18 protein-coding genes and 1 pseudogene are annotated in these 22,428 nt (G+C 64.1%); 9 read left to right on the top strand and 10 right to left on the bottom strand.

Annotated features, from left to right (window positions below; translation table 11 throughout):
- Positions 1-24 precede the first annotated feature (24 nt).
- From M0D69_RS33650 to M0D69_RS33635, 4 genes are read left to right on the top strand one after another with little or no spacing between them, the layout of a single operon-like run.
- Complete coding sequence (locus M0D69_RS33650; protein WP_301786151.1) at positions 25-1,641, top strand: ABC transporter substrate-binding protein; 1,617 nt, start codon at positions 25-27, stop codon at positions 1,639-1,641.
- A 55-nt stretch (positions 1,642-1,696) separates the two neighbouring features.
- Entirely contained in the window at positions 1,697-3,301 is a 1,605-nt protein-coding gene (locus tag M0D69_RS33645; RefSeq protein ID WP_301786150.1) for an ABC transporter substrate-binding protein, read from the top strand.
- A 34-nt stretch (positions 3,302-3,335) separates the two neighbouring features.
- The gene (locus M0D69_RS33640; RefSeq protein ID WP_301786149.1) at positions 3,336-4,862 is read left to right on the top strand and encodes an amidase; all 1,527 of its coding nucleotides are present in this window, start codon (positions 3,336-3,338) and stop codon (positions 4,860-4,862) included.
- Positions 4,859-6,091, top strand: coding sequence for an acyl-CoA dehydrogenase family protein (locus tag M0D69_RS33635; RefSeq protein WP_301786148.1), 1,233 nt, complete (start codon positions 4,859-4,861; stop codon positions 6,089-6,091). The genes M0D69_RS33640 and M0D69_RS33635 overlap by 4 nt, the downstream gene beginning before the upstream one ends.
- A gap of 23 nt (positions 6,092-6,114) precedes the next feature.
- On the opposite strand, the gene M0D69_RS33630 is transcribed toward M0D69_RS33635, so the two are convergent.
- Positions 6,115-6,297, bottom strand: a complete 183-nt coding sequence (locus M0D69_RS33630) for a hypothetical protein (protein ID WP_301786147.1) — start codon at positions 6,295-6,297, stop codon at positions 6,115-6,117.
- 165 nt (positions 6,298-6,462) lie between these two features.
- Here M0D69_RS33630 and M0D69_RS33625 point away from each other — a divergent pair, with 165 nt between their 5' ends.
- On the top strand, positions 6,463-7,323 hold the full coding sequence (locus M0D69_RS33625; protein ID WP_301786146.1) for a LysR family transcriptional regulator: 861 nt from the start codon (positions 6,463-6,465) through the stop codon (positions 7,321-7,323).
- 75 nt (positions 7,324-7,398) lie between these two features.
- Here the strand turns inward: M0D69_RS33625 and M0D69_RS33620 are convergent, their stop codons facing one another.
- The 7 genes from M0D69_RS33620 to M0D69_RS33590 form a co-directional block, all read right to left on the bottom strand.
- On the bottom strand, positions 7,399-8,232 hold the full coding sequence (locus M0D69_RS33620) for a sterol desaturase family protein (RefSeq protein WP_301786145.1): 834 nt from the start codon (positions 8,230-8,232) through the stop codon (positions 7,399-7,401).
- A 15-nt stretch (positions 8,233-8,247) separates the two neighbouring features.
- Positions 8,248-8,883, bottom strand: a complete 636-nt coding sequence (gene maiA / locus M0D69_RS33615) for a maleylacetoacetate isomerase (RefSeq protein ID WP_301786144.1) — start codon at positions 8,881-8,883, stop codon at positions 8,248-8,250.
- A gap of 71 nt (positions 8,884-8,954) precedes the next feature.
- A complete protein-coding gene (locus M0D69_RS33610) occupies positions 8,955-10,214 on the bottom strand; it encodes a nitrate/nitrite transporter (RefSeq protein WP_301786143.1) in 1,260 nt (419 codons plus the stop codon).
- A gap of 71 nt (positions 10,215-10,285) precedes the next feature.
- Positions 10,286-10,888, bottom strand: a complete 603-nt coding sequence (locus M0D69_RS33605) for a cupin domain-containing protein (RefSeq protein ID WP_301786142.1) — start codon at positions 10,886-10,888, stop codon at positions 10,286-10,288.
- Positions 10,885-12,771: an FAD/NAD(P)-binding protein gene (locus M0D69_RS33600; protein WP_301786141.1), complete on the bottom strand. Its 1,887-nt coding sequence runs from the start codon at positions 12,769-12,771 to the stop codon at positions 10,885-10,887. The genes M0D69_RS33605 and M0D69_RS33600 overlap by 4 nt, the downstream gene beginning before the upstream one ends.
- Before the next feature lie 11 nt (positions 12,772-12,782).
- Complete coding sequence (locus M0D69_RS33595; protein ID WP_301786140.1) at positions 12,783-13,682, bottom strand: N-acyl homoserine lactonase family protein; 900 nt, start codon at positions 13,680-13,682, stop codon at positions 12,783-12,785.
- Complete coding sequence (locus M0D69_RS33590; protein ID WP_301786139.1) at positions 13,679-15,079, bottom strand: KamA family radical SAM protein; 1,401 nt, start codon at positions 15,077-15,079, stop codon at positions 13,679-13,681. The genes M0D69_RS33595 and M0D69_RS33590 overlap by 4 nt, the downstream gene beginning before the upstream one ends.
- 470 nt (positions 15,080-15,549) lie before the next feature.
- Here M0D69_RS33590 and M0D69_RS33585 point away from each other — a divergent pair.
- The 4 genes and pseudogenes from M0D69_RS33585 to M0D69_RS33570 all read left to right on the top strand — a co-directional run.
- Positions 15,550-15,729 (top strand): annotated as a pseudogene (locus M0D69_RS33585) (LLM class flavin-dependent oxidoreductase); the annotation flags it as partial.
- Positions 15,730-15,797: 68 nt separating this feature from the next.
- Entirely contained in the window at positions 15,798-16,859 is a 1,062-nt protein-coding gene (locus tag M0D69_RS33580; protein ID WP_301786138.1) for an ABC transporter substrate-binding protein, read from the top strand.
- Positions 16,860-16,898: 39 nt separating this feature from the next.
- On the top strand, positions 16,899-18,518 hold the full coding sequence (locus tag M0D69_RS33575) for an ABC transporter substrate-binding protein (protein WP_301786137.1): 1,620 nt from the start codon (positions 16,899-16,901) through the stop codon (positions 18,516-18,518).
- A gap of 39 nt (positions 18,519-18,557) precedes the next feature.
- A complete protein-coding gene (locus M0D69_RS33570; RefSeq protein ID WP_301786136.1) occupies positions 18,558-19,607 on the top strand; it encodes an aldo/keto reductase in 1,050 nt (349 codons plus the stop codon).
- 121 nt (positions 19,608-19,728) lie between these two features.
- On the opposite strand, the gene M0D69_RS33565 is transcribed toward M0D69_RS33570, so the two are convergent.
- Both M0D69_RS33565 and M0D69_RS33560 read right to left on the bottom strand, forming a co-directional pair.
- Positions 19,729-21,438, bottom strand: a complete 1,710-nt coding sequence (locus tag M0D69_RS33565; protein ID WP_301786135.1) for an ABC transporter ATP-binding protein — start codon at positions 21,436-21,438, stop codon at positions 19,729-19,731.
- A gap of 21 nt (positions 21,439-21,459) precedes the next feature.
- Entirely contained in the window at positions 21,460-22,419 is a 960-nt protein-coding gene (locus M0D69_RS33560; RefSeq protein ID WP_301786134.1) for an ABC transporter permease, read from the bottom strand.
- Positions 22,420-22,428: the final 9 nt, after the last annotated feature.

The following is a 22,428-nucleotide window of genomic DNA, read 5'->3' as shown; positions in this document are numbered from 1 at the left end:
CTTCCCGCTTGAACCGGATCCACGATGCCACTGAACTCGCTGCTAAACACCATCCGTCGCGCGGCACGCACCACGCCCGCCATGCTGCTCACCGCTTCGTTGCCGGTCACGATCACGCTCGTCGCGCACGGCGTCGAGGCGCAAACGCGCGGCGGCATCCTCAACATGGTGGTCACACCGGAGCCCACCACCCTGGTCAACCTCGCCACCACAGCAACCAGCGTGATGCAGGTCAGTGCGAAAGTGACCGAAGGACTGCTCGATTATGATCTGGATCTGCAACCGCGCCCCTTGCTCGCCACGTCGTGGGACGTCAGCGGCAACGGGCGCACGTATACGTTCCATCTGCGGCACGGCGTCAAATGGCATGACGGCCAGCCGTTCACTTCCGCCGACGTCGCATGGTCGCTGCAAACGCTGCGCAAGTTGCATCCGCGGGCACGTTCGACATTCGGCAGCGTCACCGACATCGCCACACCCGATGCATACACGGTCGTGCTACATCTCGCGCACCCGGCGCCCTATCTGATCAAGGCGTTCTCCGCCTCGGAAACGCCGATCGTACCGAAACACATCTACGAGAACACCGATCCGTTGACCAATCCGGCCAACAATGCGCCGATCGGCACGGGCGCGTTTCGCTTCGTAAAATGGGTGCGCGGCAGCTACATCGAGTACGCCCGCAACGACGATTACTGGGACCCAACAAAGCCCCGTCTGGACCGCATCATCGTCAAGGTGATCGGCGATGCCGCGGCGCGTTCGATCGCGCTCGAAGACGGCTCGGTGGATATCGGCGGCGAAACGCCGGTGCCCTTGTCCGATCTCGGGCGCATCCAGGCCGATCCGAGGCTCGGCCTGGAAACACGCGGCTATGCGTTCGAAACCGGCGTGGTCCGCATCGAATTCAATCTCGACAATCCGTATCTGAAGAATCTGCCGGTACGCCAGGCGATCGCCGCGGCCGTGGATCGGAACGTGATCCGCAACGTGATCTATTACGGCTACGCGAATCCGACCAGCAGCCCGATCATTTCCCGCCCGTATGCGGATGCGTCGCCGAGCCCCTATCCGTATGACCTGAAACGCGCTAACGCGCTACTCGACGCAGTGGGTTATCCGCGCCTCGCCAACGGTTCGCGGTTCGCGCTGGAGGTCGATCCGTTTCCCGGCAACGATGCGTATAGCCGTATCTGCGCTTATCTGCGCGTGTCGCTCGAACGGATCGGCATAACGCTCACCGTGCGCAATCAAGACCTGCCCGCGTACCTGAAACGCATTTACACGGACCGTGACTTCGACATGAGTGTGCACGGCATGAGCAATCTGTTCGATCCGTCAGTAGGTGTGGCGCGCCTCTACACGAGTACGAATTTCCGCCCCGGCGTTCCGTTCACCAACGGCTCGCACTATAGCAATCCTGACGTCGACCGGCTGTTCCAGCAGGCCGCCGCGGAACCCGACGAGGCGCGCCGCAAACAGGAATTTCTCGATATCCAGCGGATCATCGAGCGCGATCTGCCCGACATCACACTGGCGTCGCCGCAATACGTGACGGTCTACAACCGCCGCCTGCACGACCATACGGTGTCGCCCGATGGAACCGCTTCGAGTTTCGCCGACGCGTGGCTGCAACGCTGAGCACGCCGCCGCTCGCCGCCCAGCCCCCTACTCAACCGGTGCATTCATCCTAACCATGACAATCAACCGAAGATCATTCCTGAATACTTCGGCGGCACTGCTCTCTGCCGCCGCACTGCCGCGGATCGCCGGCGCGTCGGTATCCAGTGCGCCTGGCGATGGCGGCACGCTGATTTACGCGGTGCCTGAAGACGCGACACAACTCGTGTCGTTTCTCGACACCAACACGCGCAACCGCAACATCAGCGCGAAGATCACCGAGGGGCTGCTGCGTTATGACACCCAGTTCAAGCCGCAACCGCTGCTCGCCACGTCATGGGACATTAGCGCCGACGGTTTGCGCTATACCTTCAGACTGCGCGCGAACGTGAAATGGCACGATGGCCAGCCGTTCATGTCAGCGGATGTGCGCTATTCGCTGCTCACGCAGCAGAAGCTCGGCCCGCGCGGACGCATCAGCCTCGCCAATGTGGCGCGGATCGAGACGCCCGACCCGCTGACCGCGGTCATCGTACTGTCGCGGCCCGCGCCATACCTCATCAAGGCGTTCTCGTCGGCCGAACTGCCGATCGTGCCGCAACACCGCTACGGTGACAGCGACCCACTGACCAACCCGAACGCGAGCGCGCCGATCGGCACCGGTCCCTTCATCTTCGAGAAGTGGGTGCGCGGCAGCTACGTGAGCCTGCGCCGCAATCCGGACTACTGGCGCACCGGCACGCCGCATCTGGAACGCGTGATCTTCAAGGTGGCGAGCGATCCCGCGGCGATCTCCGTGGCGCTCGAAAACGGCGAAGCGCATGCGGGCAACAACATCGCGCTCGTCGACCTGGCTCGCCTCGCGCGCAATCCGCAACTCCGGGTAGACGACACCTACGACGCGTACCTGAACAACGGAGCGTTTCTCGAATTCAACAACGAGCATTCCGCGCTCGCCAAACCCGAGGTGCGCCACGCCATCGCGCAGGCGTTGGATCGCAACTTCATTCGCGACAACATCTATCACCGCCATGCAAATCTGATCGATTCGCCGGTGCCGCGCGTGCTGTCGAATTACTACGACGACAGCACCTTCCACTATCCGTTCGATCCGGCGGCCGCCAATGCTGCGCTCGACCGCGCCGGCTATCCGCGTCAGGCAGACGGCGTGCGCTTCGCGCTGCGCCTCACGTACCTGACCAGCAACGACCTCAAAAACGCCGCCAGCTATACACGCTCGGCACTTGGCAAGATCGGCATCAAGGTAACGATCCTCGAAGGCGATCTGCCGACGTTCCTGAAGCGCGTCTACGGCACGCGCGAATTCGACATCAATCTGAACGGCCTCGGCCGGCTGTACGACCCGAGCGTCGGCGTTCAGCGTTTCTACTGGGGCGATGGCGTCAAGCATCCGCTCGTGTGGATCAACGCATCGCACTACCAGAATCCGGACGTCGATCAACTGTTCGTCCGCGCCGCCGTCGAAACCGACGATACGCGCCGCGCATCGCTCTTCAAGCAGGCGCAGCAGATCGTCGGCCGCGACCTGCCGGTTTATCCGCTCGTCAGCATCCCGTCGATCCAGGTCTACAACGCGCGCGTGCGCAATCTGAACAACAGCATTGACTTGATGGCCGGCGACTTCTCCGACACCTGGATTGACACAAAGGCCAACGCGTGAGCCTGCCGCTGACGCCGCCCTTAGGGACTCTTTCATGACTGCAACGCCTACCACCGACACCGCCCAGGATCTGCTCGATGCGCTTACCTTCGCCAGCGCCCGCGAGCAGGCAGCCGCACTCGCCGACGGCCGCGTGTCGGCGCTCGACCTGCTCGAACATAGCCTCGCGCGCATCGACCGTTTCGACAGCGCGGTCAACGCCATTGCCGTGCGCGATGACGAAGGCGCGCGCCGCGCCGCCCGCGAAGCGGATGCTGCGCTCGCACGCGGCGAGCGCAAACCGCTGCTGGGCGTCCCGATCACCGTGAAGGAATCGTTTGACGTCGCCGGCCTGGTCACCAGCGGCGGCAATCCGCAGTACGCGGGCAATCGCGCCGAACGTGATTCGCTGGCGGTCGCGGCGCTGCGCGAAGCGGGCGCGGTCATCATCGGCAAATCCAATGTGCCGCTCGCCAACGCCGATCTGCAAAGCTACAACGATGTCTATGGACTGACCGGCAATCCGTGGGACCTCACCCGCACGCCCGGTGGTTCGTCCGGCGGCTCGGCGGCCGCGCTGGCCGCCGGTTACGTCGCGCTGGAACTGGGCTCTGATATCGGCGGATCGATCCGTATTCCTGCCCATTTCACCGGCGTCTTCGGCCACAAGCCGAGCTATGGGCTCGTCGCGATGCGCGGGACCGGCGCGTCCGGCGGGCGGATCGTCGATCGCGATTTGAGCGTGGCCGGCCCGCTTGCGCGCAGCGCCGCCGATCTTGAACTCGCGCTCGATTTGCTCGTCAATCGCGAACCGCTTGCCGCGAAGGCTTGGCATGTCACGCTGCCTCCCGCTCGGCAAACACGGCTACGTGATTTTCGCGTGCTGGTGCTCGACACATGGCCGGGCACCGAAGCGAGCTTGTCGGAGCGGTGGGTGATCGAGCGGGTGGTTGAGCGCTTGCGTTCGCAAGGCACGCGGTTGAGCCGCGTCAGCGATCTGCCTGCCGGACTGTTGCCGAATCTGGCGAGCTCGCATCCGCTATTTCGGACCCTCTCCGGTGCGTCGCTGGCCGAGCCGCCGCCGTTGAGCGCGCGAGCGCAGCAACGGCTGAAGCAACTGCAGCCCGGAGATCAAAGCGCCGAAGCGGCCCGTCTGCGCGCGCCGACGCTGTCGCATCGCGAATGGCTCAAGGCGGACGAGCAGCGCTTTGCGTTGCGGCACGCGTGGGAAAAACTGTTCGGCTCGTTCGACGTCGTGGTGACGCCGGTCGCGCCGGCACCCGCATTCGCACACAATCACAGCGAGCCGAAAGACGAACGCACGTATCCGGTGGCTTATGCGGACGGTGTGCGCCAGTTGCCGTTTTTCGAGCTGTTCTACTGGGCCGGTTTGCCGGTGTTGCCCGGCTTGCCCGCCACCAGCTTTCCGCTCGGTCTCGGCGACGATGGGCTGCCGGTCAGTGCGCAAGCGGTGGGTGCCTATCTGGAGGACCGTACGACCGTCGCGTTCGCGCGCGCGTTCGAAGCGGCGTATGGCGGTTTTATCGCGCCGCCCGGCTATGCGGGAGACAACGCATCATGACCTCGCGCCCACCGATGACGGACACGCCCGGCCCATGGCAGGACCAGGGCCGCATCGGCGAATGGATCGAACGGGCGGCCACGCTCGGCCGTGACTTCGAGCAACTCGCCGCGCATCACGACCGCACCGGCGAAGCACCGGCCGCGCAATTCGACAAGCTGCTGAAGGCCGATCTGCTTCGGCTGGTTGTCGCGCAATCGGACGGCGGCCACGGCGCCGGTCTCGCGGCGGCCAGCGCGGTGGTGCGCGAGATCGCCTATGGCGATCCGTCGGTCGCGCTGATCCTGTCGATGCACTATAGCCAGCACGCGGCGATCGTCCGTTCGGAGCGCGAGAGCTTGGGTGAATGGCCCGCGCATCTGGCGCGCCGGCTGGCGCGTGAAGCTGCGACGGGTGCCGCGCTGCTGAACGCCGCACAGGTCGAGCCGGGGCTCGGCTCGCCATCGCACGGCGGCCTGCCCGACACGGTCGCCGTGCGCGACGGCGAGCACTGGCTGCTGTCGGGCCACAAGCTGTATGTGACCGGCTCGCCGCTGCTGTCGTGGATCAGCGTGCTCGCGCGCACCGATGAAGCCGAACCGCGCCTCGGCCAGTTTTTGATTCCGCGCACGGCGCCCGGCGTGCAGCTCGTCGAAACGTGGGACCCGCTCGGCATGCGGGCAACCGTCAGTCACGATGTCGTGTTTACCAACGCCGCGGTACCGCTTGCCGATGTAGTCGCGCTAAAGCCCGCATCGCTCGGCTTGCAGCGCCATCCTCACAGCACCGCGTGGTATTTCACGCTGGTCGCTTCTGTATATGACGGCGCCGCGCGGGCGGCGCGCGACTGGCTGCTGCAGTTCCTGAACGAGCGGCGCCCCGGTGCGCTCGGCGGCGCGTCGCTCGCGAGCGTGGCGACCGTGCAGCATACGGTCGGCGCAATCGAAGTGCTGTTGCGCACCAACGACTGGCTGCTGAAAAGTTCCAGCGCGGCATTCGATGCCGGCGAAGCGCCGGAGACGCTCGCGGGCACCGTCAAGCAGGTGGTCATCGAGAACGCCATCGAGGCCGTCGACCATGGGCTCGAACTGAGCGGCAATCACGGACTCGCGCGCAGTCATCCGCTGGAGCGGCATCATCGGAACGTGTTGTGCGGTCGGATTCACGCGCCGTCGAACAGTCTGCTGGGCGGCAACGCGGGCCGCGCCGCGCTGCAGGCGTGGGGCGGGCGCGAGACCGCGCGCACCTGAAAGCAGGTCAAGGCCCGACACAATCACAGCCAACGCACCGCGGCGCACACCGCCGCGGTCGCGCCGAAAATGATCAACGCGCCGAAACACAAACCCATCAGATGCGCGTACAGCACCTGTTGCGGATCGAGCTCGGCTTCGGCGCCGTCGGGTGAAACCAGCGGATAGGATAGGTTGTCGTAGTGATCCTGCGTGGTGTCGGACATCGAGGCTCCTTTCTGTTGAATCATCGTCATACTGTGTGTCGCGTCGGACAGCAGGCTCGGCAGCCGCTTGCCCGATATCGCGAATAGCTCTAGCGTGTCATGGTCGGCAGCGTCTTTAAACCGGCCGTCGCATATTTCAGTGATGACAAAAAACTATGGATTGCCATGAAAACACTCGACCTCGAAGCCGTACGGGCTTTCGTGCTGGTGGCTGATCTGCGCAGCTTCACACGCGCGGCCGATGCGCTGAACAGCACGCAATCGGCGATCAGCCTGAAGCTCAAGCGGCTCGAAGACCGGCTCGGCCACCGGCTGATCGAGCGCACGCCGCGCATGGTGCGTCTGTCGCCGAAGGGCGAGGTGTTCCTGCAAGCCGCGCGTCACCTGCTCGACGCGCACGACGACGCGCTCGGCGCGCTGGTACGCGAGCGCACCACGCTGAAGGTGGGCATCAGCCATCACATTGTCGGCAGTGAATTGCCGGTGTTGCTGCGGCATGTGCATAGCGCCGATCCCGGCCTGCTGGTGGAGATGCGCGTGTCGAGTTCGCGCGATATCGAAGCCGACTTCGACCGCGGCGCGCTCGATGCCGCGCTGGTGCTGCGTCACGACGACAGCCGCCGCGACGGCGAAACGCTGCTGAAGGAACCGTTCGGCTGGATGGCGACGCCCGACTGGGCGCATCGCGAAGGCGACCCGCTGCGGCTGGCGACCCAGGCGTATCCGTGCCGCGTACGGGCAATGGCCGTCGACGCACTGGACGAAGCGCGAGTGCCGTGGGTCGAGGTGTTCGTCGGCGGCGGCATCGCAACCATCGGCGCGGCCGCGCAAGCCGGGCTCGCGGTCGCGGCGCTGGCGCTGCGGGTCGCGCCTCTCGGCACAGTCGACGTCGGCCCGCGCCTCGGCTTGCCGCCACTGCCGTCGCGCGAGGTCGTGCTGTATTCGTCGACTTCCGACCCACAGGTGCGCGCCGCGCTGCGTACGCTGGTCAGCGCATTTCGTTCGACGCCGGCTAATGTGCGCTGAACGCGTGACAGCCAGGCGAACCCGCCAGCGCTTGCGGGCACAGCTCGGCGGCTTGCAAGGCAAACACTGCATCGGCTACTCCGGCACGCCGGCCTCGAGCGATACCGGAGCCAACGCCGGCTTCTTCTTCTCGAACACCGAGGCCAGCATGCCCGGAATGGTTTGACTCGCGGCGTCGTCGTAGCCCCTTACGCCCATCGGCGTGGTGGTGCGTTCGGGCGCTTCGACCAGCGTGCCGAACAGCCTGTCCCATAGAATCAGCACCACGCCGAACTGGCTGTCCGAATACTTGCGGATTTTCGCGTGATGCGCGAAATGCTGGCTCGGCGTCACGATGACACGCCCGAGCACACGCTCGAGTCCCGCCGGCAGTTTCAGATTGCTGTGGTGATACAACTGTCCGGCCAGCGCGAGCGGCGCATGGATCAGCAGCACGAGCGGATTGAGCCCGAGCAGTGGAATCAGGATGGCGCGCGGCGCGAGAATCGTGATCGCCGCGCCCGGATGGTTGCGGATCGTGGTCGACGCCTCCATCAGCGGATCGCTGTGATGCAGCCGGTGAAAACGCCACAGGAAACGGAACGTGTGATCTGCGCGATGCCGCCAGTAGTCCGCGAAATCGAGTACCAGCACGCCGAGCGTCACCTGGATCCACAACGGCACGGCGACGTGATTGAACAGGCCCCAGTGGTTTCTCTCCGTTGCATGAACCAGCCACACGATGCCGAGGCCGAGCACCGCGGTCGTCGCCACGTAGGTCGCGCCGATCACGAGATTCTTCGCGGTGTGCTGCCATCTCCCGGCACTGTCGATTAACGGCGCGAGCGCCTCGATCAGGATCAGAAGCGGCAGCCCGATCAGGATCACGGCGTAGCGCGGGTTCGCCAAGGCAAGGTTGTACAGATGCATGATGATCTCCAAGTCCTATTTGCTGTCCGGCTGATTCTCGGGAAGCGCACGCTGGAAGGCCGGAACTTCCAGACACGTTTCGACGATCCTGGCGATCGTCGGGTAAGCATCGATGTCGAGACCGGCGCGGCGCGCGGTCAGCGCCTGCGGCACGAGAAACAGGTCGGCCGCGCCGGGTGTGTCACCGTGGCTGAAGCGGCCGGTAAAGCCGTCCTGCAGGCGCTGTTCGAACCCGCGCAGACCTTCGACGGCCCAATGCCGTTGCCATGCGAGGACCGCGTCGGCGTCCTGGCCGAGGTGCTCGCTCAGATAGCGCGCCACGCGCGCAGCGCCGAGCGGATGAATGTCCGCGGCAATGCTCGCGGCAAGACTCGTCACACGCGCCCGCGCGAGGGGATCGGCGGGAAAGAGCGGGGGTTCGGGATAGGTGGCGTCGAGGTATTCGATAATCGCGAGCGATTGCGTCAACAACGCGCCGTCGATCGCAAGCGTCGGCAGCAGTCCCTGCGGATTGAGCGCGAGATATGCCGGTTGACGGTGCGCGCGCAGCGCGATGTCAACCGGCACCGTCTCGTAGGAAAGCAGCTTGAGGTTCAATGCGATCCGCACGCGGAAAGACGCGGACGAGCGGAAATAGCCATGCAGTTTCATGACGGCGCCTGATGAGATGAAAGAGGCTACGAGAGCAATGGGCGATTGGTTACATGACTGACGGCGACAACTCAGCCCGTCGCTATCGCCCTCGTCTTCAGACGCCGCAGCAACCACGCGACGAAACCCGGCAACTGCAACGCTACCGCCACCGCAAATGCGCTCTGGAAAGCGATGGGCGGGTAGTGATGCGCCGCATCCGGCTGCCATGCGCCGACAATGAAGCCGAAGCCGCTCTGCACGACGAACGCGCCGAGGAAAATCAACAGGTTCAGACAGGTCGCCGCACGCCCGGTCAAGGCCGGCGGCACGTTTTGCGCGACGATCGTATATTCGAGCCCGGCAATCGTGCCGATCAGCGTGAAGGCAACCGTGATCGCCGGGATCAGCGGCACGATGTTCAGCACTGCCAACACCTGCACGGCGATAAAGAGTCCCACCCCGACGCCGGCCACATCGAGTGGTTTCATGCCGAAGCGCCGCCCGGCCCATTCGGTGATATTGCCGATCGACAGCGAGCCGGCCACGATCGCCCCCATGCCGGCGAACAGCAGCGTCGCGGTGGTGCGTTCGTTCAGGCCGCCGGCGTCCTGCAGCCATCGGCCCATCCACAGACCCTGCAACCCGAACGCGACCGCATGCGCCGGCAGCAGCAATGCGATCGTGCGGCGAAACGCCGGGTCGCGGTACACCTCTAGCAACGAACGCAGCGACGGCCAGCGCGTCACCCGATGCGCGAGCGGCTCCGGCGGCGTCACGAAATAGATCACCAGCGCCGGTATCAGCGTCACGCCCGCCAGTACGACGAACAGCGCGCGCCAGTTCAAGTACTGAAGCGCCAGCTCGACGGGCAGTGTCGCCGACATCGCGCCAAGCCCGCCGGCCGCCAGCAGATAGCCGTGAATCGACGGCAGCTTGTGCGGATCGACCCAGTACGAAAGCGCCTTGATCGCGCCCATGAAGCACGCGGACAAACCCAGCCCGGTGAGAATCCGCGCCGTGAACAGCGCGGCGAAGCCGTTGCCCGCCGCGAACAGCAGCGAGCCGAGCGCGGCGATGCCGAGCAGCACGAGCTGCACGCGGCGCGGGCCATAGCGGTCAAGCGCGAGACCGACCGGCAATTGTGCGAGACCGAAGGAAACGAAATACGCGCTCGACAGCAAGCCGAGTTGCCCGGCGCTCAGTTGCAGCGACTCGACCAGATACGGCGCAAGCACCGCGTTGATCGCACGGAACACGAACGACACGTAGTGGCCGAACGCGAATGGCAGGAACACCGTCAGGTACAAGGCAGCGGTGCTGAAACGGGCTTCGGTGTTGGACGACTCCACGCGGGACTCCTCGATGGCATTGAAGACAGTGGTTGGCAACGATTGCCGGGCCGGTCGGCGCGACGGCCGGTTTAGCTGCCGGCTCGCGTGCTGCCGTTGGGATCGGCTGCGCCATACACGTGCTGGATCTCGCCGTCCGGCGACTCGCGCACCAGCGTGCCCAGCTCCGCCAGCTGCGGCAGATTCTGCAAGCCGTACAGCATCAGCGGCGCGCTACCGTGCGGATTGGCGAAGCGGTGCGCAATCCACGGCGGCACGTACAGCGAATCGCCGGGTGCCAGCCGGTACTCGGACGTGCCGTCGACATGAGCACTGCCCTCGCCCGACACCACCACATACAGATGCCAGAACGAATGACGATGCGAGTGCGTGCTGCATTGCGGCTCGACCACCTGCACCGTCAGGGAAATGCCGGGCGCCGCCTCCACGCGGCCGGCGTCGGCATCCGCGACCAGCGCGACCGTGCCGCGTTCGCCGTGACCCGTGCCGGCCCACGTCTGCGAGACGGCACGCCACGGCCAGTGGACCGGCTTCTGGCGGCTGCGGCTGGCCGCCGCGAGGTAGGCGTCGAACGGCACCAGGCGGCCGGCATCGGGTTGCGGCCGGTGTTCAGGCAGTGGCCGGAGCCGCGACTCGCCGGTATCGATCGCGGCAAGGGCTTGGGCGTCGCTCATGCGGTCTCCTGGAGGTCGGCGGCGGGAATCGTGTCATCGGGGCTCGCGGCGGCGGGACGCCTGCTGTCGATCGCATCGAACAGTTGCAGCACGCAACGCTCGGCGTCGGCGGTCTGTCGCGATGCGATCTGCGGACGCGGCAACGCGTGCGTATAAAAGTGCGCGCCTTCGACCAGGAAGCCGATTGCCCATAACCGTGGATGCGGCCGTCCGCTGCGGCCGATCGGCCGCGATTGCGTGTCGATGTCGATACCGCCCGGGTGGTAGTCACCGTTGCGGTACGGCCGGATCAGGCCGCGGCGCCGCAGATTCGCGGTCAGCACCGAGTCGTCGGTCAGCGGCGAATAACTGTCGAGCCGCGCGGCGATCAGCACGTCGGCGAAACGCTGCGTTGCGCCTTCCGTGTACGGCGTGTCGATGCGGAACTGGCTGCTTTGCGGATCGCCGCTCACGCTCGCGCCGGGGCCGCCCGCCAGATCGAGCACGCCGGCGGCGCGCAGCGCGAGGAATTCCACGTTGCGCTGCTTCGGCGGACCGAACGCGACGCGGTTGGTGATCGCGTTGAATTCCTCGACAAAAAAACGATGCGAGCCCGGGGTCAGTCCGCCGAATTCGACCGCCGTGCGAAGCGCTTCGCGCGTATCGCGCAGCACGTCGGTGGCCGCTTTCACCGGGCTCGCCAGATTGCCTTTGAAGGCGTGGGCGAGATCGTCGTTGAACTGCTCGTCAAAGAAACGCTGGAACGCTTGCGCCGACACGAAGCTACGGCCTTTGAGCGGCCACAGGATCGCCTCGATTGCCTGCTGCTCGCCGGGCGTGGCTTCGAACGTAGCCGGATCGACGGTTTTCTGAAGCGCCGCGCTGCGATACGCGTATGCCATTTCCTTGATGATCAGCGGCAACACGTCCACGCGGAAATCGACGCGCGGATCGCTGCGCGCGCTCTTCGTCGCTTCGGCAAGCGCACGCACCGCGGCCGGCGTGAAGAACTGCGCCTGATGCTTGCCCGTCAGGCCCTTCTGATTCACGCCTCGCGCGGCGAACGGCAGGCAATTGCGTGAAAACAGCAGGATGTGCGGCTCCTTGCCCGAGGGCTCATAACGCAAGCCGTTCTGCGTTTGCATGTAGCGTCCGCCCCGCCCGAGCGTGAGCTCGGAAATCACGTCGTGCGCGGTGAGCCCAAAACCCTGCACCGCGACGCTCGCCTGTGCGGAGATGCTCGACAGTCCCGCGACCGGATACGGCGAGGCGAAAAAACCGAGCTTCGGATTGCGCGCAACGTGTTGCTTCACGAAGGCGCTGTTGCGAAGATCGTCGTCGGTCGGCTTGCGCCGGCCGTGACCGGTCACGAGAAATACGTAATCCGTGGGATACGTATAGCCGTTTTCGAGCCGCACCTGGAAACGGCTCTCGCGCTCTTCGACATCCAACACGCGGGTGCGATGATGAGCGACGGTGATGCGCTCCGGCAGCAGCCGCACCACCCGGTCATAAACCCACGCCAGGTATTCGCCGAGCAAGCTGCGCGGGAGATGATCGAATTCGGTGATCGCCGCACCCGAGCCGTCTTCCACGCGAAAGTAGCGCTGGCCGAAGCGCCGATAACCGCTCGCGCTCGCCCATTCCACCAGCGATGGCCCGTTGCTGCCGCCGCCCGCGACGCTGACCGGCGCGAACATCGTGATCTGCGACGCGACGGTGTTGATCAACAGATGATCGGGCTGGCGCGAAGGGTGCGAACCCTGCCCGCATTCGCCCGCATCGATCACGTCGATGTGCAGCCGCGCATCGGCCGGCAGCCGTCGAGCGTGTTCGAGAATCCGTTCCAGCACGCTCAAACCACGCGGGCCCATTCCCACCAGCGTCACGTTCGTCAATGTCATGCGGTTTCTCCTCAATTGGCCAACGCGGTTGCCGTTGCGTTTGCGGCTGCGCTGGCCGTATCGGCGCGCACAGGCTGGGGCGCGCTCGTTTCTTCGAGCTCGAGCGGCGCTTCATGGATTGCCAGAATGTCCGGCTCGCCGGGCAAGGCCCGGAACGTCGAGCGCACAAGTGGATCGTGACCGGGCACGATGTGGTCGGGGCCGTCGGCGAGCCGCTCGATCAACGCATGCGCATCGAGCATGCGACCCACATCGATCACGATCGGAAACGGCCGGCGGGCGCGCAGGTTGTCCCAGTAGTGCGCGGCGTCGCTCGCGAGCACCACGTGGCCGCGCTGTGTCGCCACGCGCACCACCTGCAAACCCGGCGTATGGCCGCCCACCTGATGCAGCGTGATGCCCGGAAACAGCTCGCTGTCGCCGTCGACGAAATGCAGGCGACCCTCGAACAGCCGGAACACCGCCTGCGCCACGTCCTGCGGTTCGAACGGCCCGCGCAGGGCGCCGTGGCACATGCAACGGCCGGTGCAAAACGCGAGCTCGCTTTCCTGCAAATGGAAGCGGGCGCGCGGAAACGCGTCGAGGTTGCCGGCGTGGTCGTAATGCATGTGCGTGATGACCACGTCCTCGATTTCGGCTGCGTCGATGCCGAGCTTGGCGAGCAGCGCGGCGGGTTCGCCGAAGTAATCGCGGCCGCGCTTTGCGGCCAGCGCCGGTTTGAAACCGGTATCCACCAGCACCGTGCGCTGCGCGTTCCGGATCACCCAGAAGTAAAAGTCGAGCGGCATCGCGCGGTTGCCGTGCGGATCGTGGCCGAGGTAGTTCTCGGCGCTGTGCCGCGCCGTGTGCGTGGCATAGCGCAGCGCATAGACTTCATACTCGGCCGTGCCGGCGAGGGCATCACGCTTCATTGCGCGGCCTCCGCGGCTTCGGCTTCGTGCGCGTGCCCGGTGCCGGCGACGCGCAGCGTAATGACCTTCTTGCCGGCGTGGGCGTGCGCGTGTATTTCGTCGGTTTCGAAGAAGAACTTGTGCTCGCCGAACGCGGGCACCAGTTCGTCGAGCCACGTCGCCTGCGGATCGAACTTCGCGTAGAACGGCCGGCGCACCCAGTCCGGATTGCGCGCCTGCAGAAACTGCAGCGCGAACACTTTCTCGCCGCCGATCGTGACGATGCCGTCCACCATCACCTTGCCCGGGAATGCGCTCATCGACGGTCCGCGCACCGTGCGCGCGAGTCCCGACACTTGCCGATACGCTTGCTGGAAGATCTCGTACGCTTCGGCAAGCGGGAGCTTGAAGTAATCGCTCGGTCCGGTGTCGCGTTCGACGAACATGTAGTACGGCACGGCGCCCAGCTTCACGCCGAGCGTCCATAGCCGCGCCCATGCATTCGCGTCGGTGTTGATGTGACGGATCAGCGGCGCCTGCATCCGCACCGTCGCGCCGGTACCGATGATGCGGCGCACCGCCGTTTGCGCGATCTCGGGCTCCAGTTCATTCGGATGGTTGTAGTGGCCCATGATCGCGAGATTGCGGCCGGCCGCAACCACCGACTCGAATACCTTCAGCAGGTCGTCCGCGTCCTTGTCGGTGACGAAGCGCTGAGGCCAGTACGCGACCGATTTGGTGCCAATGCGGATGTTCTGGATATGCGACAGCTCGGGCACGAGCAGCGGCGTCAGGTACTCGGCGAGCGAACGCGCGTTCATCACGAGCGGGTCGCCGCCGGTAATCAGCACGTCGGTCACGTCTTTATGGCGCTTCAGATATTCGACCAGTTGGGTGGTCTCCCGCGCGTCGAACTTGAACTCGTCCATGCCGACGAATTGCGGCCAGCGGAAGCAGAACGTGCAATACGCGTGGCATGACTGGCCCGCACTCGGGAAAAACAATACCGTTTCGCGATATTTATGCTGCATTCCTTGTAACGGCACGCCATCCAGATAGGGCACGTTATGAGTTAGCTGACCGGCCGGATGGGGATTCATTCGTAAGCGGATCTTATGGATGAATTGATCAATTTCATCTTCCGATTTGCCTGACTTGATCAGATCTCTCAGGTTCGCGTATTCATCGTCACGCAACATGTCTTTATGTGGGAAGGTCAACCGGTAAATCGGATCGTCAGGCACACGATCCCAGTCGATCAACTCGCTCAGTACATATTGATTCACGCGGAAAGGCAGTACGCGTGCCACCACATCGACTGCTTCCTGCTGCTCGGCGGAGAGTTTCGACCATTCCTGCGTCTGCCGGATAGTTTGCCGCGTGAACGGCTTGAATCGACTCGGTACGGGGTTTTGCATATCAGTGCCCTCGGGGAATATTTTTCATGCGGCAGGCGGGAGCCCGCGAAATGCAAATATTAAAAACCAGACGTTCCGCTACAGACGTGAATTAGTTAGAAGCGGTACGACTCTAATGGCGGCCCCCAAATTTGGCCATCGTGCGTTTGAGATTTCTGAGATTTAATAACCCTATGAGTGATTTTAATTAAGCTAATTTTTCAGCACCTCTTAACAAATGGAGATTTTTCATAACAACTCGGAATCCACACGTGTTATGCACTGAATAGACACAGCAACTCCGCACGTCATTCAACCCGTCAATTAAAAAGCAGAATTCGTTGTTTGGCATTCGCAATGCTTGCGTGCTTTACTGCTTGCACGCAAGCCATGGCCCGGTGCCGCAAATATCGTGGTCCATGAGCACCATGACGTCTTGGCCCGCTTTACCGAACGCATGCCTGGCATGTTGGTCGACACGGATACTCACTGTGACCCACTCCGCTCTCACCGAGTCATCGTTCGCGCCGGCGACATCAGTTGAAAGTGCGCGCGACGCGTCCCCCTTTGTTCCGGTCCGCTCACCTGCCGGGTTTACGGATAGTCCGGTACCGCATGCATTGACGCAGTCCTTACTACTCGGATTGTTCCTGCCGATTCAGGCTTGCGGCATTGATCGCGGGCCGCAGCCGAGACAATCAACGCAGTCCCACGACCCATACATACGAAAGGTGATTGCATGAGCCGACTCTGGTACACGCGCTGCCCCGCACCGACGCCGTTTGGCATCACAGTGCAAAAGGGCTGGCTGCAGGAAGAATTTGCCGCGGACGGCATCGACGTCAAGGCGTTGCAGGATGCCGACGACGCATTGATTCGCCGCTCGCATTTCACCCATAGCCAGCCGTGGTCGTTCCGCCAGGGAGGCAATATTCCCGCGCTGTGGGCGCGTGCTCAAGGCAGTGACACTCGCTTGATAGGCCTGAACTGGGTCGATGAATTCCAGGCGCTGATCACGCTCGACCGGCAACTCGGCGCAACACCGGAAGCGCTCGCCGGGCGACGCTTCGGATTTCCGCGCAATACCAGCGCAAATGTGGTCGATTTTCACCGGGCTACCGCGCTGCGCGGTTTCTCGTCGTTGCTCGACACGGTAGGCGTGCAGTTCGAAGATATCGTTTTCGTCGAACTTCCGCATGCGCCTCGTGGACTCGAAGACGCCAAGCCAGCCGGCGATGCGCCGCTTGATGCGTGGCTCGACGCCCAACGCTCGCACGAATTCGCCCGGGAAGCCGAGGCGCTGCTGCGCGGCGAAGCCGACATCGTGTTCGTCAAAGGTGCGACAGGACTCGACATCGCGAATCTGCTCAACGCGAAAATCCTCGTCGAGATCAGCGCGCAGCCCAATCGCCTCGCTCATGCGAATAACGGTACGCCCCGGCCGCTGACGGTTGACGCGCAACTGCTGCGCGAACGTCCCGACATTGTCGAACGCGTGCTGGCCCGCACGCTCGACACCGGCGGCTGGGCCAACGCCCACGCAGCCGATGTCAGGAGCTATGTCGGGCGCGAGGTCCGTAGCGCCGAGCATTGGGTCGAACGTGCGTACCCCGGCGGGCTGCACCGGCAATTGACGATCGGCCTCGATCCGCAAGCGCTCGCCGCACTCGCCGACTTCAAGCATTTCCTGTTCAAGTGGGGGTTCATCGTGTCGGATTTCGATTTCGATGCATGGGTCGATCCAGCGCCCCTTGCCGCTGCGCTCGAACGGCGTCGCGCGCTTACGCCCGCAACAGTCTGACCGCTTCGGTCTCCTCTGCTCCTCTCACCTAACAAAACGATGCCACATGTCACATCGCAAGCGGCGCCGCGCCGCCGCGGCAAGCGTGTATTGCGCGGGGCACTCAGAATTGCTTTTGCACTCGCCGTTGCGCTGGCCGGTCAGCCGTCGCAGGCACAGACGCGCGGCGGCACGCTCAATTTTGTCGTGACGCCGGAACCGACTGCCCTCGTCGCCCTGGCCACCACCGCGACCAATGTCCTGAAGGTCAGCCCGAAAGTCACTGAGGGCCTGCTCGAGTACGACTTCAAGTTCCAACCCAAGCCCTCGCTCGCAACCTCATGGGAAGTCAGCGACGACAACCGCAAATACGTTTTCCATCTGCGCCACGGCGTCAAATGGCACGACGGCAAGCCCTTCACGTCCGCCGACGTCGCGTACTCGATCCAGACGCTCAGGCAAGTCCACCCGCGCGCGAAGACCACGTTCGCCAACGTCACCGAGGTCGCGACACCTGATCCCTATACGGTCGTCATTACGCTGTCGAAGCCAGCGCCGTATCTGATCAAGGCGTTCTCGTCGTCCGAGACGCCGATCGTGCCCAAACACATCTACGACGGCACCGACGTGCTGACCAATCCGGCCAACAACACACCGATCGGCACCGGTCCATTCCAGTTCGTCAAATGGGTGCGCGGCAGCTACATCGAATACGTACGCAACGACGACTACTGGAACCAGGGCAAGCCCTGGCTCGACCGTATCGTCGTCAAGGTGATCAACGATCCCGCCGCCCGCACGGTCGCATTCGAAGATGGCTCGGTCGATCTGAGCGGCGATACGCCGGTGCCGTTGTCGGACCTCGCACGCCTGAAGGACAACCCGAAGCTCGGGCTCGAGACACGCGGCTACGAATTCCAGGCAGGCGTGGTGCGCATCGAATTCAATCTCGACAACCCGGTGCTGAAGAATCCGAAGGTGCGCCAGGCGATCGCTTCGGCGCTGGATCGCGAAGTGATCCGCAAGGTGATCTACTACGGTTATGCGACGCCGCTCGCGAGTCCGATCATTGCGTCGAGCCCCTACTACGATCCGGCGCCCACGCGCTATCCGTTCAACGTCGAGCGCGCGAGCGCGCTGCTCGACGAGGCAGGTTATCCGCGCAAAGCCGACGGCACGCGCTTCGCGCTGACGGTCGATCCGTTGCCGATCGGCGATCTGCCCGCACGCACCGCCGCCTATGTTAAATCGGCCCTGGCGCGAGTCGGTATCGCGGTCACTGTGCGCAGCCAGGATCTGCCGGCCTACCTGAAGCGCATCTACACGGACCGCGATTTCGAATTCAGCATCAACGGGATGAGCAATCTGTTCGATCCGGTGGCCGGCGTGGCGCGGCTTTATACAACCAACAACTTCCGCAGCGGCGTGCCCTTCACCAATGCCTCGCATTACAGCAATCCGGAGATCGATCAGTTGTTCTCGCAGGTGGCCGAAGAAACCGGCGAGAGCAAACGCAAGCAGATCTTTTCGCAGATCCAGGGCATTCTCGAACGGGACCTGCCGGATATCAACCTCGTGTCGCCGCAATACCTCACCGTCTACTCGCGTGCCGTTCACAACCATACGATCTCGCCGGACGGCGTCTCGGCGAGTTTCGCCGACGTATGGCTGCAACGCTAAATCATTCGCCGACTCCCAACCTCACGGACCCTCACTCACATGGAATACAGACAACTCGGCCGCAGCGGCATCAAGGTCTCGACGCTGACGCTCGGGACAATGATGTTCGGCGGCCCGACCGACGAAACCACCGCGGCCCGCATCATCGACCAGGCCCACGAGCAAGGCGTCAATTCGATCGACACCGCCGACGTCTACGTCAAAGGCGAATCGGAGCGCGTGGTCGGGCGCAGCATCGCCGCACAGCGCGAACGCTGGGTGCTTGCGACCAAGTTCGCCAATCCGCTGCGCGACGGCGACGTCAATGCGAGCGGTGCGTCGCGCAAACACATCGTGCACGCGGTCGACGCGAGCCTGAAACGCCTGAACACCGACTACATCGATCTGCTCTACATCCATCGCGAAGACCACGAAACGCCGGTCGAAGAAACGGTGCGCGCGCTGAACGACCTGATCAAGGCGGGCAAGCTGCGCTACTACGGACTGTCGAACCATCGCGGGTGGAAAATCGCCGAGTTCAGCCATACGGCTCAGGCGCTCGGGCTCGATGCGCCGGTGGCGAGCCAACCGCTCTACAACATCGCCAATCGCCAGGCCGAGGCCGAACAGCTGACTGCCGCGCACCGCTATGGGCTCGGCGTGATTTCGTATAGCCCGCTCGCGCGCGGTGTGCTGACCGGCAAGTACGAGCCGGGCGCGACGCCCGCCGCCGACACCCGCGCAGGCCGCAGCGACCGGCGCCTGCAGCAAACGGAATGGCGTCCGGAATCGCTCGAACTGGCGCGGCGCGTGCGCGAGCATGCTGAAGCACGCGGCCTGTCCGCAGGGCAATTTGCGCTTGCGTGGGTGCTCAATAGCCGCTACATCAGTTCGACGATCGCGGGTCCGCGCACCGAAGCGCAATGGAACGACTACCTGCCGGCTCTGCGCTACCGACTGAGCGCAGAGGATGAAGCGTTCGTCGATTCGCTTGTTGCGAGCGGCCATCCGTCGACGCCCGGATTCAACGATCCGGGCCATCCGTTCTTTGGACGGCTTGCGCACCATGGCGCGTCCCAGGATGGGCTCGATGTCGTTCAGCGGCAATAACCATGACGTACCATGACGTTCGACCGGCGCAACCCATTTGCTGCCGGGCGACGCCGGACGTACGGCACTGCGCAGCGTCAGCCGCGCACCGCGCCGACGCGGCCTGATCCACTTGTATGGACTATGCAGCCTGCACATTGAAGGTCTTGCCGGGAATCGCATCGAGTAGCGTGCGCGTGTAGACATGCTGCGGATCGCGCCAGATGTCGCGATGATGGCCGCTCTCGACAATACGCCCGGCTTGCATCACGTGCACACGATCGGCAATGTAGCGCACCACCGAAAGATCGTGCGAGATGAACAGATACGCGAGCCCCAGATCGCGCTTCAGATCGACCAGCAGATTCAGTATCTGCGCCTGAATCGACACGTCGAGCGCGGACACTGGTTCGTCGCAGATCAGCAGATCCGGTTCGAGCACAAGCGCTCGGGCAATGCCGATACGTTGCCGTTGCCCACCTGAAAACTCGTGCGGAAAGCGGCCAAGCGCGGAACTGGGCAGACCGACCCGGTCGAGGATAGCGGCGATACGTGTACGGCGTTGTTGAGCATCGCCGACGCCGTTGACCACCAGTACCGTATTCAGAATCTCTGCCACCGTGCGGCGCGGATTGAGCGATGCATACGGATCCTGAAACACCATTTGCACGTGGCGGCGCAGCGGTCGTAGTTCGCGCTCGCGCAGCGGCACCAGATCGGTACCACGCAAACGGATCTGTCCGCCCGCGGCCGGCAGGAGCCGCAAGATCGCCTTCGATAGCGTCGACTTGCCGCAACCGGATTCACCGACGAGGCCGACTGTCTCGCCGCGCGCGATTTGCAGCGACACGCCATCGACAGCACGCAGCGTCGTCTTGCCATGACGCTGCGGATAATCGATCTGCACGTCATGCAGCGCGAGCAGTGGCGCTTCGTTGGCTGCCGCAACGCCCGGCACTGCATCCGCGACATACTGACCTGTACGCGGCGCACGCGGCACGACTGCGAAGCTCGGCTTGCCGTCGTCGGCGACACCGTGGCGGATTTCCGGCAACTTCCAGCCGCGATAGTGCAGATCGTCCGCGAGATTCAGCGACGCGCCGAGCAGACCCCGTGTGTACGGATGCCTCGGTTGCGTGAAGAGTTGCGCGACCGGCGCTTCTTCGACCTTCTCGCCAGCCAGCATCACCGCGACACGATCCGCATGTTTGGCGACGATGCCGAGGTCGTGCGTGATCAGCAGCAGCGACATCGACAGTTCGCGTCGCAAACCATCCAGCAGTTCGAGAATGTGCGCCTGGATCGTCACGTCGAGCGCCGTGGTCGGTTCGTCCGCAATCAACAGACGCGGGCGGCAGGCCACTGCCATCGCGATCATCACGCGCTGCCGTTGACCGCCCGACAGCTCGTGCGGATAGTCGAACACGCGCCGCTGCGGTTCTGGAATCTGCACCAGTTCCAGCAGTTCGACTGCGCGCTTCCACGCCGCCGCTTTGGACAGCCGCTCATGCTGCCGCAAGGTCTCGACGATCTGCGCACCAATCGACAGCACCGGATTGAGCGATGTCATCGGTTCCTGGAAGATCATCGAGATCTGCCGGCCACGGATCGCGCGAATCTCCCGTGCCGGCAGTTCCAGCAACTCATGGCCGTCGAAGCGCAGACTCCCTGTTACGCGTCCCGGCGTGGGCACGAGTCGCATCAGCGAAAGCGCGGTCGCCGACTTGCCGCAGCCCGATTCGCCGACGAGCGCCAGCGTCTCCCCCTGCGCGATCTCAAAGTTCAAGCCGCATACCGCCTCATGCGCGCCGAAACTCACGCGCAAGTCGCGTACTTCAAGCAGGTTTGGCACAATGCATCCTCAGGTACGTTGTCAGATGCGCTCGCGCAGGCGCGGATTCAGCGCGTCGTTCAGACCGTCGCCGAGCAGGTTGAGCGCCAGCACCGCCAGCACGATTGCGGCGCCGGGAATCGCGGTCAGATACCACGCCGTGCGCAAGGCGTCTCGGCCGGAGCCGATCATGCCGCCCCAACTGACGACGTTCGGGTCTCCCATGCCGAGAAACGACAGCGACGATTCGATCAGGATCGCGCTCGCCACCATCACCGACGCGGTCACGATCACCGGCGGCAACGCATTCGGCAGAATCTCGCCGAAGATGATGCGCGCGTTGCTGAACCCATGGCTGCGCGCGGCGAGCACGAAGTCCGACTGGCGCAGCGTGCGAAATTCAGCGCGCACGATCCGCGCGACAGTCGGCCACGACGCGATGCCGATCGCCAGCGCGATGATCGTCACGCTCGGCCGGCCGATCGCGACGATCACGATCACCAACAGAAATGACGGCACGGTTTGAAAAAGCTCGGTCACGCGCACCAGAAGATCGTCGACCACACCGCCGAAAAACCCGCCGGTCGCGCCGACCAGCGTGCCGATTACGAGTCCGATCGCCGCCGATGAGGCGCCGATCAGCAACGACACCCGCGTGCCGTGTGCGATGCCGGCTGCCACATCGCGCCCAAGCGAATCGGTGCCGAGCCAGTATTGCGGATCGGCGCCCGGCCATTCAAAGGGCGCAGCCACCATGTCAAGGGGATCTCCGGGAAACAAATGGCCTGCGCACAGCGCGAGCGCGATGAATACCGCGAGCAGCCCTAGCCCGGCCAGCGCCGATGGATTACGCAATAACGCACGCCCCGCGCCCCGCGTGCCCGACGCCGCAACGTGGGTTGCACGGCGCTGCCCGAACAGCGCACCGGCCAGTTGCCGTCGCCATGGCGAGGCGGCAGGCTCCGGTGTGGCGGAAATCAGATTGGAAGAGTCGGAAGCCATTTCATCCCT

Source organism: Caballeronia sp. SEWSISQ10-4 2 (assembly GCF_030464885.1).
Taxonomy (GTDB): Bacteria; Pseudomonadota; Gammaproteobacteria; order Burkholderiales; family Burkholderiaceae; genus Caballeronia.
Note: the sequence above shows the minus strand (reverse complement) of the source record. Positions and strands in the feature narration are given on the sequence as shown.